Annotated in this window: 11 protein-coding genes; 4 read left to right on the forward strand and 7 right to left on the reverse strand. The window is 56.8% G+C overall.

Annotation, left to right across the window (positions count from 1 at the left end; genetic code table 11):
• Positions 1 to 60 precede the first annotated feature (60 nt).
• From M5D89_RS11670 to M5D89_RS11695, 6 genes are all read right to left on the reverse strand, one after another.
• The gene (locus M5D89_RS11670) at positions 61 to 1,371 is read right to left on the reverse strand and encodes an NAD(P)/FAD-dependent oxidoreductase (protein ID WP_248885969.1); all 1,311 of its coding nucleotides are present in this window, start codon (positions 1,369 to 1,371) and stop codon (positions 61 to 63) included.
• Between the two features lie 145 nt (positions 1,372 to 1,516).
• A complete protein-coding gene (scpB, locus tag M5D89_RS11675) occupies positions 1,517 to 2,038 on the reverse strand; it encodes an SMC-Scp complex subunit ScpB (RefSeq protein ID WP_248885970.1) in 522 nt (173 codons plus the stop codon).
• Entirely contained in the window at positions 2,028 to 2,807 is a 780-nt protein-coding gene (locus tag M5D89_RS11680) for a segregation and condensation protein A (RefSeq protein WP_248885971.1), read from the reverse strand. The genes scpB and M5D89_RS11680 overlap by 11 nt, the downstream gene beginning before the upstream one ends.
• A complete protein-coding gene (locus tag M5D89_RS11685; RefSeq protein WP_248885972.1) occupies positions 2,791 to 3,996 on the reverse strand; it encodes a tryptophan--tRNA ligase in 1,206 nt (401 codons plus the stop codon). Before M5D89_RS11685 ends, M5D89_RS11680 begins: the two co-directional genes overlap by 17 nt.
• A complete protein-coding gene (locus M5D89_RS11690) occupies positions 3,993 to 4,655 on the reverse strand; it encodes a site-2 protease family protein (RefSeq protein ID WP_248885973.1) in 663 nt (220 codons plus the stop codon). Before M5D89_RS11690 ends, M5D89_RS11685 begins: the two co-directional genes overlap by 4 nt.
• A gap of 7 nt (positions 4,656 to 4,662) precedes the next feature.
• Positions 4,663 to 5,340, reverse strand: coding sequence for an L-threonylcarbamoyladenylate synthase (locus tag M5D89_RS11695; protein ID WP_248885974.1), 678 nt, complete (start codon positions 5,338 to 5,340; stop codon positions 4,663 to 4,665).
• 17 nt (positions 5,341 to 5,357) lie between these two features.
• Here M5D89_RS11695 and M5D89_RS11700 point away from each other — a divergent pair, with 17 nt between their 5' ends.
• The 3 genes from M5D89_RS11700 (at position 5,358) to M5D89_RS11710 (ending at position 9,137) form a co-directional block, all read left to right on the forward strand.
• Complete coding sequence (locus M5D89_RS11700; RefSeq protein ID WP_248885975.1) at positions 5,358 to 6,026, forward strand: 7-cyano-7-deazaguanine synthase; 669 nt, start codon at positions 5,358 to 5,360, stop codon at positions 6,024 to 6,026.
• Positions 6,027 to 6,044: 18 nt separating this feature from the next.
• Positions 6,045 to 6,866 (forward strand): ferritin-like domain-containing protein, encoded by an 822-nt coding sequence (locus M5D89_RS11705; RefSeq protein ID WP_248885976.1) that lies wholly within the window; start codon positions 6,045 to 6,047, stop codon positions 6,864 to 6,866.
• Between the two features lie 120 nt (positions 6,867 to 6,986).
• On the forward strand, positions 6,987 to 9,137 hold the full coding sequence (locus M5D89_RS11710) for a mechanosensitive ion channel family protein (protein ID WP_248885977.1): 2,151 nt from the start codon (positions 6,987 to 6,989) through the stop codon (positions 9,135 to 9,137).
• On the opposite strand, the gene proB is transcribed toward M5D89_RS11710, so the two are convergent.
• Positions 9,124 to 10,263, reverse strand: coding sequence for a glutamate 5-kinase (gene proB / locus M5D89_RS11715; RefSeq protein WP_248885978.1), 1,140 nt, complete (start codon positions 10,261 to 10,263; stop codon positions 9,124 to 9,126). The two genes, M5D89_RS11710 and proB, sit on opposite strands and share 14 nt — an antisense overlap.
• A 425-nt stretch (positions 10,264 to 10,688) precedes the next feature.
• Between proB and putA the strand changes: the two genes are divergently transcribed.
• Entirely contained in the window at positions 10,689 to 13,766 is a 3,078-nt protein-coding gene (putA, locus tag M5D89_RS11720) for a bifunctional proline dehydrogenase/L-glutamate gamma-semialdehyde dehydrogenase PutA (RefSeq protein WP_248885979.1), read from the forward strand.
• Positions 13,767 to 13,772: the final 6 nt, after the last annotated feature.

Here is a 13,772-nt window from a genome sequence, read left to right on the forward strand (position 1 = left end):
GCAGTAAAAAAATCGGCCCCACCACGCAGGTGAGGCCGACACGACTCATGTCAAGGTTGCTTACGAGGCCTTGCGCTGTTCGATTTCCGTCTCTTCCTTGAGGCGGGTGATCCCCATCATCTTGAAGAGTACACGCTCGTAGAACGGCTCGGAAACACCCATCTTCATCTTACGAATGAAATATTTCTCGAAGGCTACCTTGGCAAGATGCACCCAGCGCCCATAGGCAAAGACGTCGACCTTGCGCGGCTTGATCTGCGGCAGAGCGACGAAGGCGGCACCACGATCACCCATATCGGCGAAGCAGACGGCATTCCAGGTACCCATGGTCTTGTCGCCCTTGCGACCCTCGATGTCGGCCTTGATATTGTGCACCGAGGCACTGACCATGGATTCGATCATGTAGCCGGTCTTGGGCGCACCAGTGGGAACTGGCGTCGCCTCTACCGGTGGGATTGCGATCGCAATACCTACCGCATAGATGTTCGGGTACCTCTTGCTGCGCTGATTCTCATCAACGATGACAAAGCCGCCAGGATTACAAAGTCCTTCGACATTCGCGACGGCGGGGATGCCGCGGAAGGCAGGGATCATCATGCCAAACTTTGCTGGTAGGATGAATTCCTTGACGGTTTCGCCCTTATCGTTGACTTGGGTGATAAACATCTCACCATTTTCGACCTTGTTCACCTTACAATTCGTGTAGGCTTTGATCCCTTCTTCTTCCAGTCCCTTGGTCAGGATCCCAGTGGAATCCCCGACTCCGGAAATACCCAAATGCCCAATGTATGGCTCGCTGGTTACGAAAGAGAAAGATGGGATCTTGTCGCGCATACCGCGCTTTTTCAGATCCGAGGCGACGATCATGGCGTACTCATATGCCGGACCAAAGCAGCTCGCTCCGGCCATGGCACCAATCACGATGGGGCCAGGATTCTCCAGCAATTCTTGATACTTGCCGTAGGCAAGCTCGGCGTGATCCGTGGTACAAACCGACTGCACAGGCCCTTCGTGTGGATCGGAGCCGGGGACGAGTTCAAAAGCGAGACGCGGCCCAGTAGCTATCATCAGATAGTCGTAGTGTACAGAGCTGCCATCGCCAAGGGTAATCGTCTGCGCCTCAGCGTCGATCTTTTCCGCGGTCTGGGCAATGAATTTGATTCCGCGGCGTTCCACATAGGGCCTGATGGGAAAGGTAATGTCTTCACGTTTGGACCAGCCCACGCCCAGCCACGGGTTGGAGGGAACGAACTGAAAATAATCATTGGCGTTGATCAGCGTCACCTCGTGCGCCGCGCCCAGTGCATGCTTCATTTCGTACGCTGCTGGCATGCCACCCGTGCCTGCCCCCAAAATCACTACGTGTGCCATGGTCTTGCTCCTCAAAATCTGCCTAATACCACTTCGGGTTTGTCTGCGAAAAGGATGATTTCATCTCCTCAGCTTCCAGCCGAACTATTGATCAGGCGGCATCTGCAGTCAAATCAGCACTTTCTAACCTTTTCATCATATTTGCTTATGATTCGGACGGTTCCATTTCCAGAATGGCATCCGGCAGCTCTGCGAGGGAAGACAGACCGAAGTGGCGCAGAAATTCCGCAGTGGTGCCCCATAATGCGGGTCGCCCCGGGGTATCGCGATGGCCTTTGACTTCGATCCAAGCAAAATCCTGGAGTTGCTGTAAAATACCGTTACTGAGCGCGACGCCACGCCAGTGCTCGATTTCGGGACGCGTAATGGGCTGGTGATAGGCAATGACGGCGAGGGTTTCCAGCACTGCTTTGCGCAACGGTCGGGGTTTCTCCATCTGCAGGTCTTCCAGCAAGTGCAAGTAGCGTGGCCGCAGATGCGCCCGATAATGCGTGCCTTGCCTATGGATTTCCACTGGCCCCCATCCCTGGGCACAGAGTACATCGAGGGTTTCACGCCAGAGCGGGTGTTCCGCAGCAAGCAGTCGCTCCAGCTCCTCCTCACTGACCCCGTCTCCGCGTAGGAACAAGATGGCCAGCAAAAGCTCGCCGAGATCCTTAGTCTCCATCACCCTTTTCCACCGCAATCACCTGCCACTCCGTACCTAGCGAGAGCAGACGCAAGGCCTGTTGGCGGAGTAATTCGAGAATGGCCAGCAAATTCAGACCCAGCTGCACCCGGTCTGGTCGCGGTGGCAAGGTGTCGCGAAAATACAGCGGTCGATCTGCTACACGGCAACGCTGCAGCACGTCCAGAATTCTCTGTCGCAGATCCAAGGAGCGCTGTGGGAGCGGCGGCACACGGCGGCGCTTTTGCTGCGACCGCAGGGAAAGCTGCCGCAGTAATCCGGCGAAATCTTCCAGTGGAAGCTCGGGTGCTGGTGTTGGCAATGCATCATGGGCCAGTGGCGCGAGCAACAAAAAATCCTGTCCTGCTCGGGGTAGCGTGGCAAGACCAGCTGCTTCGGCCTGCACCTGCGCCAGCAGGGCCAAACGCTGCGCCAACTCCTCGCGTGGATCCATCGGCTCCCCCTCATCCACCGGCGGCAAAGGGAGCAACATTCTCGCTTTGATTTCGGCGAGCCAAGCCGCCATGAGCAGATAATCTGCGGCCAGCTCCAGATCCTGACGCCGCGCCTCCTCCAGATAGACGAGATATTGCCGAGTCACTTCCGCCACTGGGATATCCCGAATATCCATCCGGTTCCGGCGAATCAGCCAGAGCAAGAGATCCAGCGGACCCGCAAACTGCTCGAGGAAGAGCTCCAGGGCATTGGGCGGTATATACAGACCGTCGGGCAGGCGGTGCGCCGCGGCAGCCTCAGGACTGACCGCCATCCAGCCCCATGACCTCGCGCACCCGAATCAAGGTTTGTTCAGCGCGGGCACGAGCCTTTTCTGCACCATGCTCCGCAATCTCGCGCAGACGCTGCGGCTGGGCCGCCCATTCTTCCGCCTTGGCACGGATCGGCGCCTGTTCCGCCAGCACTCTTTCCACCAGCGCACCCTTACAGTCGACGCAGCCGATCCCAGCGCTGCGACATCCTTCCTCTACCCACGCGCGCGTCTCGGCGCTGGAATAGACTTGATGAAAAGGCCAAACCGGACAACACTCGGGATTCCCCGGGTCCGTGCGACTTACGCGCGCAGGATCGGTGGGCATGGTCAGCAGCTTTTTTCGTACCACGTCCGGCTCTTCGCGCAAACCAATGGCATTCCCGTAGGACTTCGACATCTTGCGTCCATCCAGTCCCGGCATTTTCGCGGCCTCGGTGAGCAACGCCTGCGGCTCGACGAGAATGGCACGACCCTTGCCCTCCAGGGTTGCCAGTAGCAGCGTTCGAGTCGCCTCATTGATGCTCGCAGCACTCTGCAGGAGCTCCTGGGCAGCCGTGATGGCTCCCTCCTCGCCGTGTTCCTGGTATTGTGCTTTCAACTGCAGGTATTGCTGTTTCAAGCGCTTGCCAAGGGCACGCAGCCCCGCCTCTACGGCCTCGCCGTCCGCCGCACTCCGTCCATACAAGCTATTGAAGCGTCGCGCCAGCTCTCGACAAATTTCCAAATGCGCCACCTGATCCGCCCCCACCGGCACCCAGGCAGCGTCGTAGAGCAGGATATCGGCACTCATCAGGGTCGGATAGCCCAGAAAACCGAAGGTTGCCAAATCCCGGTCACGCAACTGTTCTTGCTGGTCCTTGAAGGTCGGCACCCGCTCCAGCCAGGACAGCGGTGTCAACATCCCCAGCAACAACGCCAATTCGGCATGCTGCGGCACCCAACTCTGCACGAAGAGGGTGGCCTTTTCTGGATCAAGGCCGACAGCCAACCACTCGATCAGCAATTCCCAGGTAGACTCGCGGATTCCCTGCGGGTGCTCGTAGTGAGTGGTGAGGGCGTGCAGATCTGCAACGAAGTAGAAGCAATCCTGCTCCTCCTGCAAACGGCACCAATTTTTCAGCACCCCATGGAAATGGCCTAGATGTAGACGCCCGGTAGGACGCATCCCGGAGACGACCGTGGCACTCATGCGAGCCCTCCCAAACGAAAAAAGAAGCCCTGAAACAGCTCAAAGGCTGGCCCGAGGACCGTCCACAAGATACCCGTAAAGAGCAAGACGATCAGGATGATAAAGCCGTAGGGCTCCACCCGCGACAAGACCTGGGAGGCATGCTGAGGCAAAAGCCCGACCGCGACCCGGCCACCATCCAGGGGCGGGATGGGAATGAGGTTAAAAAGGAACAATACGCCATTGATGAGAATCCCCGCCTGCCCCATCAACTGCAGGGGTTCGGCAAAATAGGGTAGGCTGGCGGCAAAATGTACCCCGAGCCAGAGCACGAGGGTCCAGAAGGCTGCCATGAGGAGATTTGCCACGGGTCCCGCAATGGCCACGAGGACCATGTCTCGTTTGGGATCGCGCAGTCCGGCGAAATTCACTGGCACCGGTTTGGCGTAACCAAAGAGAAAAGGCGAGTGAAACAACAGCAGCATGGCGGGAAGGAGGATCGTACCAAAGGGATCGATGTGTTTCAGCGGGTTCAGGGTCAAGCGGCCCATCAGCATCGCCGTGGGATCTCCCCTCTTCCACGCCATCCAGCCGTGCGCCACTTCATGCACGGTAATCGCAAAGAGTACCGGAATAGCCCAGATACTCAATTGACGGAGGATGTTCTCGATATCGTTCATGCTGCGACTATACCCTTTCCTCGTCGGCATTTCCGCCTGTCTGCAACGGCACACCCAACAAATCCGGGTCGCCCAGCCCGCGCCGGAGCAAACGTGGGGGCCAGGTGCACAAGTCAATCACCGAAGAGCATGCCATCGCTCCCTTTCCGGCGAGCAGGATAACGTCTACTCGGCTACCAACTTTTTCTTGAATGTCTTCCGGATCACTGAGCGGATCCGGCTCTCCCGGGAGCTGAAGGGTTGAACTCATGAGCGGCTCACCCAAATCGGCCAACAATGTCTGAAGGATGGGCGCATCGGGTACGCGCACGCCAATGCTACGCCGCCGCGGGTCTGCCAAGCGCCGGGGAACATCGTGCGTCGCCGGAAGAATGAAGGTGAATGGCCCCGGCAACACCCGTCGCAAGATACCAAAGCTCCGATCATCCAGCTTGGCGTATTCTGTCAACTGCGAAATACTCGAAAAGACCAGCGACAGATCGTGATGTACATCCAACTGGCGAATTTGCCGCAGACGATCTTGCGCTGCCTTGGCGCTAATCCGACAGCCCAAGGCATAACAACTATCGGTGGGATAGACGAGAAGACCATCAGCGCGTGCCTGCTCCACGGCTCGACGGATCAGTCGAACTTGCGGATTCAGCGGATGCAGATCCAGAATCAGGGCCAAAGAGTGCTCGTCCATAAGGAGAAAACCGCAGCATGATAGACCAGGTGCAACATCTGCTACCAGCGCCCCAGCATCAGGAACGCGTGCTCCTACTGATGAGTGGTGGGGTCGAAAGTAGCACCTTGCTTCGGCTGCTGGATGCATCCGGATATCTGCCGGTACCCCTATTTCTCGATTACGCACAACGCGCTGCAGCGCAGGAGTGGAAACGGGTGATCGCGCAATGTCAACGCCTGGGAATCACCGCTCAGCGCCTTCCTCTGGCTGACTTGGGCGAGGCGCTGAGCGCTCTGCGCCCACATCGCTTCCATGTGCCCATTCTCCATCGCAACCTCGTTGCCATTAGCATCGCTTCCAGCGCTGCCGCTGCGCTACACATTCCCATGCTCTGCCTGGGTATCTCAGCGGATGATGCCGCAGTCGATGCGAGCTCACGCCGCGAAATGCTGACACCCTTGGCGCAGTGTCTTGATGCCCTGGGGCGGAAACTACTGCTGCCATTCCAGCAGTTACGCAAGGTGGACATCGTACGTCTGGGGCAAGACTTGGGGGTAGACTGGGATTTGTCGTACAGTTGCCTGCTTGGAAGGGCGCAGCATTGCGGAAGTTGTCCGCAGTGCCTGAAGCGGCGGGAGGCTTTCCGGGAAGCCGGTCTGCAAGCTTCAGACGTACGTTACGCCCGCGATTTGTCATCACGATAAAAAGGAGAACTGCTTCGCATGGCCGATAAAACCCGCCATCCCCGCTGGTCTCTGCAGGATATCCCCTTCGCGCAGGTGGAAAGGGCGGCGATTGCCGATAACACCGATTGGTTTTATCTCTTGGCTGGCGCGTCTTTCGTGGAAACACTTTCCGACCTGTATGCCCAAAATTTATCCTCCTACTATCAAGGAAATAAAGCTGCGCAAGCCTGGCTTCGCGACCATTGGGAAAAAGAAGAGGTGCAACACGGTCATGCACTCCGTACCTATGTCTTGACCGTCTGGCCGGATTTCGATTGGGATGCGGCCTATCAACGATTCGTGGCGGCTTACACCCCACTATGTCGGACCGAGACTCTGGGACCGACACCGGCCCTGGAAATGGCAGCACGTTGTGTAGTCGAAACCGGAACGGCCAGTTTCTACACCATGATTCAGGGCGCCAGTCCCGAGCCCATTCTACGTGCACTTGCAGGCCGCATTCGTGCTGATGAGGTCCAGCATTACAAGTATTTCTTTCGCTTTTTCCGCGACTACTATGCGCGCGAGAAGGTATCCCGCTGGCGCCTCATCCGTGGGCTTTGGCAACGGGTTGCCGAGGCCGACCTGGAGGACAGCTATCTCGCGATACGTTGTGCCTACGAAATCCGCAATCCGGGCCAGGAGTTTACTCCCGCAGACTTCCGCGCCTTTCGCCGGCGCCTGCGGGAATGGATCCGCGCGCACTACCCCTTTGAAATGGCGATCAAGATGTTGCTCAAGCCAGTATCTTTGCCTCCACTTCTTCAGCGCCTGATCCTGCCGCTGCTGAAGACTGGAGCTCGCCTTGCCATAGCCTAGGCCATGGATTTCCGCTGCAAAGAGAGTTGTCCTAGATCATCACTCCTGCAGTTTTTCGCGATCTGTCTTCTCTGTCTCCTCACACTCTACTCGGGGCGGACGATAGCGAGTGAAAACCACTTGTTCCACGACGATGCCAGTGTACTGCATGCCATCCATCAGGCACTGTCTGGATCAGTCAGTACCGTACAGCTTCAACGCTGGCAAGGCCAAACCCAAGGGATTGTTCACTCTGCCTACGCCTGTATGCAGAGTCAGGAGGCATCCCTCACCGAAATCAACAAATCCCTACAGATCCTCGGGCCCACCGTAGCCGGCGAACCCACCAGTCTCACGCAGCTTCGCCGGCGGCTGGAGTCCCAAAAAACATCTGCCAGCGGTGAGCTCGCCGCCTGCAAGGTGCTGTACGTTGGCGGCAACTCCATACTCAGTGACATACGCGCCAAGGAAACTCGCATTCATACGCGCAAACTTCTGCAACGCGGACCATTTTTCACTCAGCAGATTACCGAGTTGGAAGATTTTCCAAAGGCGGACTGGGAAAAGGAAAAGGCGTTTTGGACCCGCTCTGACCATATTTCGATAGTGAACCATCACGGGTTTCAAGGGGCATGGGGAATAGGGATAGCCCTGTATGTTCTTGCCATCGTTCTCCGCCGCCATTCGCAAAGTCGGCTGCGGGAGCTTTATCCCCTACCAGCGATTTTTCTTTGGGCGCTGGCAAGCTATCTTCTCGATGCATGGTATCCCATCACCATTCTCATCCTACTCACGCTCCTTGCGTACAACGGAAGTACTTGGCTAGCTCGATCCATGCTCCGTCATCTCGCCGAAATTCCCACTCGCGCTCAGCGTGAAGCGGTGTTGCTGCGAGTATTCTGGCGACCGTTGCGATTTGTCATCACGTTTGGCACCTTTCTCCTTTCCTACCAATCCCTCGATCCGCAAGGCAGCACGATCATTACGCAACACACTCTGCTGCTCACCCTAATCCATACGGCCTTGCTGGGGAGCGTCATCTGGGTGCTCTGGCGCGCTCGCCGCTTTACCTTTCTCAAGGATTGGCGCTGGCTGCAAATTCTGCTCTTTGGTACAGCAATCCTACTCATCCTATTGAATTTCATTGGCTATCTAGAACTTGCCGCATACCTCACCAGCGGCTTTGTCATTAGCCTGGTTGCTATCCTGATCGCTCGGGTGATTACTTGGTTTGTTGACGACATTTGGGGCGATGACGAGAATGAGGAAGGGGAATTACCCCGTCTGTTACGTCAGCATTTGGGGCTTGGCGAAAGGGGTAGTTCGTGGCTATCGTGGCTACGACTACTGATCCACACGGCATTGTGGATTTCTGTTTTAGCCATTTGTCTCCTCGCTTGGGGATTGACCAGCAGTGGTTTTACCTTTTTTTGGCAATATTTTATTCACGGATTTACTATAGGAAATTTTCACATACAGCCGTTCCGCTGGCTCATTGCCATCGCACTACTTATTTTTCTCTTCAATGTTAACCAATGGATACAGAATCGACTATCCTCAGCGCGAGGAATATTTCACCACTTTGACGCCGGATCGCGTCACTCCGTTCTCGCCATATTTCGCTATATCGGCTTTGTCGTTGCCATTTTACTCTCGTTATCAACGGCTGGCGTCGCACTACACAATCTTGCGATCATCGCCGGCGCCCTATCGGTAGGCATTGGCTTTGGTCTGCAAAATATTGTCAATAACTTTGTTTCCGGCATCATTCTATTACTGGAGCGCCCTATCCGCGTAGGAGACTGGGTAAAGGTTGGCACTACGGAGGGATATGTACAACGCCTCAGTATTCGCTCCACCCTCATCCTGACCTTTGATCGCACGGAAGTCTTTGTGCCTAATTCGGAACTGATCTCCGGCCAAGTCACCAACTGGACTTACAGCAACAATGTACTGCGCTTGATGATTCCATTGCGTGTCCATCATCAGTCGGATGTAGATGAGGTGCGCGGCATACTGGAGAACGTTGGCCAACAACACCCGGAGGTCCTGCAGGATGATCCGCGCGGGATTCCTCCGACAGCGTTGCTGCTGGACGTGACTGAAAATGCTCTCGTTTTCTATTTGCGCGTCTATATTGCCGATTGCAACAACAGTTTTATGATCCAGACAGACCTACGTGCCCAAGCCGTAGAGGCGTTGCATCGCCGGGGCATCCGTCTGGCACATCAGCAGCAAGATCTGTACTTTCCCGAACGAGCAACAGCCGTTGGCGGTCCTAATTCGACTTAGAAGGACTGCGCACCAGATTATCCCGATGTATGACGACGCGATAATCATCATCAACCGCTTCACCCGTCTCCAGCAAAATGCGCAGATGTTGCAGTAATTGTGCATCGAGATTGACCAGACCTCGTGCAATTTCCAATCCCTTGCCGTCCACGCAACTGACCAATTCACCGCGACGAAATTGCCCTTCCTGCCCTTGGATGCCAAAAAGCAGCAAACTCGCCCCATCTTCGCCAACCGCTACCACCGCGCCAGGATCCAGGTAGAGTTTACCATGCACTCGAAGGTGATCGGAGAGCCAGCGTTTGCGTGCACCGAGCACGGGCACTTTGGCTTCGAGGAGCGTTCCCACATCCTCCTGTGCTGCGAGCCGCAGCAATATGTTTTCCTCGAGGCCACTGCCAATAATGGTGGAGGTCCCAGAGCGTGCGGCGCGTGCCGCCGCCTTCACCTTGGCAAGCATACCGCCTGTACCAACAGCAGAACCACCGGACCCGGCTAGCCGCTCCAGACGCAGTTCCCCGGCACGAGCACGGCGAATCAGCTTGGCGTTCGGGTTTTCGCGTGGATCAGCCTCATAAAGCCCACGCTGATCCGTAAGCAAGACAAGTAAATCCGCGTCCCATAGGTTGGCCACCAGTGCTGCCAGGGTATCATTGTCGCCCAGCTGTATGGCGCGATGGGAGATCGCGTCATTCTCATTCACGATGGGGAGCACCCCATGTTCGATTAAGGTACGCAGAGTCTCACGCGCATTCAAATAACGGGAGCGATTTCGCAGCTCTTCATGCGTAAGAAGCACTTGGCCGCAGTGCAGAGGAGGATGATTTTCTCGCTGAATTTGATGCAGTATTTTTTCATATCCATGCATCAGAATGGATTGCCCCACACTCGCGGCAGCCTGACGATCCGCCAGCGCGCTGGGCCGGCCCGACCACCCCATACGCCTGGCGCCAACTCCCACCGCACCAGAGGATACCAGCACAATTTGATAGCCCTGATGAATCAAAGCCTGCATTTGCGCGAGCCAACCGGCTACGCGATCCTCAGCCAACCCTCCCACCCCATTCATGAGCAGACTACTGCCGATTTTGATGACCCACTTTTTGCCAAAAGCAGGCCGAGACACTCCATCAGCGCTCATGTTGCCCCGGCGCTATCGAGACCCCAGCGATAAATCGGGAAATCATTATTGAGCATCACGCCTTTTGCTATCCGCTACATAATAAATCGATCATCTCACAGAAAACTTTATCTGTCAACAGAATTTCTTGTAATTTTCCCCAAAGATATATTCAACAAATTTAATCAACCTTTCGGTTTGTGCTATCCTTTGTATCGAAACGCAGCTCATGGCAACCGTCAACCTCACCTCAGTTTCATCGCAATAGCATCAAGAGATGGTTCGACAGTTGCTCTCGCCGATACGAGTAGGCTGCATCACGATTGCGCTTCGGCATACATCATGCATGCATTTATAGGGGAAAATCTCTGATTCATTCCGTGGAGAACAAGATGTTTGAGGAAACAAAAACTGACAGCGATAATTGCGCTATGGCGAATAGACTCGCCGCGCGGCCAGTGCTGCGGCTTCCGCCTGCGGTGCGCAGCGAGCAACGTTGTGTTTCGGAAGCGCTGGAACGCCTAGGGGAAATTTCCTGGGATGCGGTGGTAGAACTCGCCACGCCATGGATCAGCGCGGCACGGGAGGCGCAGAAACACAATTCTCTGAGCATGGAGTCACTGCTGGCCGAATATCCCCTCGACAGCGCCAGTGGACTGGCGTTGATGCGCTTATCTGAGGCGCTGCTGCGCGTACCGGATCGCGCCACTGCAGCAGCCTTGGCGGCAGACCAGCTGCGACGGGGTTTTTCCACACTTAGCACCAGCCTGGAAAACGGGCGGTCATTGATTACCCCGATGTTGCGCATGGCAGCGCAGTGGCTTCCCGATCCTAGCCAAGGTCCATTAGCAAAACAGACCCTGCGTGCGCGGACAATCGTCAATGCCGCAACCCAGGCGGTACGTTTTCTTGGGCATCAATTCATTCTGGGAGAGACCATTGAGCAGGCGATTGTGCGCGCGGACAACAAGCGCAAACAGTCGCAGGTATGGCGATTTTCCTTTGACATGCTTGGCGAAAGTGCGCGTTGCGATCGAGATGCAGAACGGTATCTTCAAGCGTATCAGCAGGTTCTGGAACAGCTTGCACAAAAAAATGAAAAGGGTGGACCGCGGGAACGGGATGGCCTTTCCATCAAGCTTTCCGCGTTGGAACCCCGCTTCGAGGCGGTGCAACGTGACCTGATCCTGCCCAGGCTTCTGCCCAAACTGGTGCATCTAGCCAAGCTCGCGGCGCAGGCACGGGTGGGACTGACGATCGATGCAGAGGAAAGTGAGCGTCTGGAATTGAACTTGGAGACTTTGGAGGCCTTACTGGCCGCTCTCGCCGAGGAGCCGGACTGCACAGGCTGGGAAGGCTTGGGCGTAGCCGTGCAAGCCTATCAAACACGGGCGATCGAGACTGTCGATGCCGTGATTGCTTTAGCGCGCCGTTCCCAACGGCCCCTGATGCTGCGTTTGGTCAAAGGGGCTTACTGGGATGCTGAAATCAAACGCGCACAGGAATTGGGCCTATCCGGCTATCCAGTCTACACCCGCAAACATCACAGCGATCTTTCCTATCTGGCCTGCGCACGCAGCATGCTGGATGCCAGCGGCGAAGGTTTGATTTTCGCGCAGTTTGCAACGCACAACGCAACAACCATAGCTGCAATTCTGCTGATGGCCGAGGATCTTCCGCGCGCCAGTTTCGAGTTGCAAAAACTGCATGGCATGGGCGACAGCGTATATGCCGAAGTACTCCAGAAGCGCAACATCCCCGTACGAGTCTACGCCCCGGTCGGCATCCACCGCGACTTATTGGCCTACCTCGTGCGGCGCCTGCTGGAAAATGGCGCAAACACCTCCTTCGTCCACCAACTCGCCAATCCCAAGACGCCACTGTCCGCCCTGCTCGCCAACCCCTTTCTTGCGGACCGCGAATCGTCTCTCCCCTTCCCCGTCGACATCTACGGCGAACTCGCCGGCCGCGCGCGCCGGAATCCGCTGGGGATAGACGTTGCGGAAGAAGGGCAACGGTCCGCATTGTTGCGTGCCTGGACGGCGTTGCCGAAACCCCGCTCCCAAGCCGCAGATCATGATGCGACCATTCCGGCACGGATGCGTGCCTTACAGGAGGGATTCAAGCGCTGGAATGAGCGCGCCCTCCCAGAGCGTTGTGCTTGTCTGCTGCGTGCCGGGGATCTTCTGGAACAGGCACGTGATGAATTTATCGCCCGCATTGTCTGGGAAGGCCATAAGAGCTGGGTAGATGCCACCGCAGAGGTCCGTGAGGCCATTGATTACTGCCGCTATTACGCCCTGCTCGCAGAGGAGCAGCTTGCCGACCAGGCGCTACCAGGACCAACCGGAGAAGCAAACACCCTGCGGATGACGGGGCGTGGATGTATGCTCTGTATCAGCCCCTGGAATTTTCCCCTCGCCATTTTTGCCGGCCAACTTCTTGCCGCCTTGGTCTGTGGCAATAGTGTGGCAGTCAAGCCAGCGGAGCAGACAAGCCAGGTCGCCAAGGACTTCGTGGAGCTGTTATGGCGTGCGGGCGTTCCACGCGATGCGATCGATTTATTCCATGGCCCCGGCCATAGTCTGGGTGCGGAGTTGGTGCGCGCGCCGGAGGTGGCCGGGGTACTCTTCACCGGATCGACCGGGGTAGGGAAACAAATTCAGCGGAATCTCGCCGCGAGCGACGGCGCCATCGTTCCGCTGGTTGCGGAAACCGGCGGCCTCAATGCCATGATCGTGGATGCCACGGCACTACCAGAGCAGGTGGTCGATCATGTCGTACTCAGCGCCTTTCGCAGCGCCGGACAGCGCTGTTCGGCCTTGCGGATCCTGTTTGTGCAGGAAGAGATTGCCGACGAACTGGAAGAAATGCTCGCCGGCGCCATGGCCCTGCTACAACTTGGCGCACCAGAAGACTTTGCCACTGACGTCGGTCCTGTAATCGATCAGCGCGCACAAAAACACATTATCAGCCAGCTGCAAAAGCTGACAGAACGGGGAGGTCGACTCCTGGCCCGTACTCCCTGGCCACAAGCTGCAATGATGGGAGACCCCTCAGTCTCCGCCGGAGCAAGTCTTACCGATAGCCTTGGGCGCGCTCTCCACTATATTGCCCCCAGCCTGTATGCCGTGACCTCCGAACAGCTCCTGGCGGAGGAAATCTTTGGTCCTGTTCTACAACTGGTGCGTTGGTCTGGATCCTGGCAAGCCGTAGTAGAGCAAATCAATGGCTACGGCTACGGCTTGACCCTGGGCGTACAGACGCGCATCGACAGCCGCGCGCAGACGATTACCCGCGGCGCCCGCATCGGCAACATCTATGTCAATCGCGGTATGACCGGGGCGGTCGTCGGGGTACAACCCTTTGGCGGCATGGGGCTTTCCGGCACCGGGCCAAAGGCCGGGGGACCCCACTTTCTACCGCGCCTCTGTCAAGAACAAAGCATCAGCATCAACACCGCGGCGGCAGGAGGAAATGCCAGTTTGCTCAGTCAAGCCCGTTGGTAGCAGGTC

It is taken from the genome of Acidithiobacillus acidisediminis (assembly GCF_023277115.1).
GTDB classification, from domain to species: domain Bacteria; phylum Pseudomonadota; class Gammaproteobacteria; order Acidithiobacillales; family Acidithiobacillaceae; genus Igneacidithiobacillus; species Igneacidithiobacillus acidisediminis.

Bases quoted from the DNA above. Each gene is read 5' to 3' on its own strand.
- M5D89_RS11685 (WP_248885972.1), bottom strand. From the start codon at position 3,996: ATGAGTGCCACGGTCGTCTCCGGGATGCGTCCTACCGGGCGTCTACAT.
- putA (WP_248885979.1), top strand. From the start codon at position 10,689: ATGGCGAATAGACTCGCCGCGCGGCCAGTGCTGCGGCTTCCGCCTGCG.
- M5D89_RS11670 (WP_248885969.1), bottom strand. From the start codon at position 1,371: ATGGCACACGTAGTGATTTTGGGGGCAGGCACGGGTGGCATGCCAGCA.
- scpB (WP_248885970.1), bottom strand. From the start codon at position 2,038: ATGGAGACTAAGGATCTCGGCGAGCTTTTGCTGGCCATCTTGTTCCTA.
- M5D89_RS11700 (WP_248885975.1), top strand. From the start codon at position 5,358: ATGATAGACCAGGTGCAACATCTGCTACCAGCGCCCCAGCATCAGGAA.
- M5D89_RS11690 (WP_248885973.1), bottom strand. From the start codon at position 4,655: ATGAACGATATCGAGAACATCCTCCGTCAATTGAGTATCTGGGCTATT.
- M5D89_RS11705 (WP_248885976.1), top strand. From the start codon at position 6,045: ATGGCCGATAAAACCCGCCATCCCCGCTGGTCTCTGCAGGATATCCCC.
- M5D89_RS11695 (WP_248885974.1), bottom strand. From the start codon at position 5,340: ATGGACGAGCACTCTTTGGCCCTGATTCTGGATCTGCATCCGCTGAAT.
- M5D89_RS11680 (WP_248885971.1), bottom strand. From the start codon at position 2,807: ATGGCGGTCAGTCCTGAGGCTGCCGCGGCGCACCGCCTGCCCGACGGT.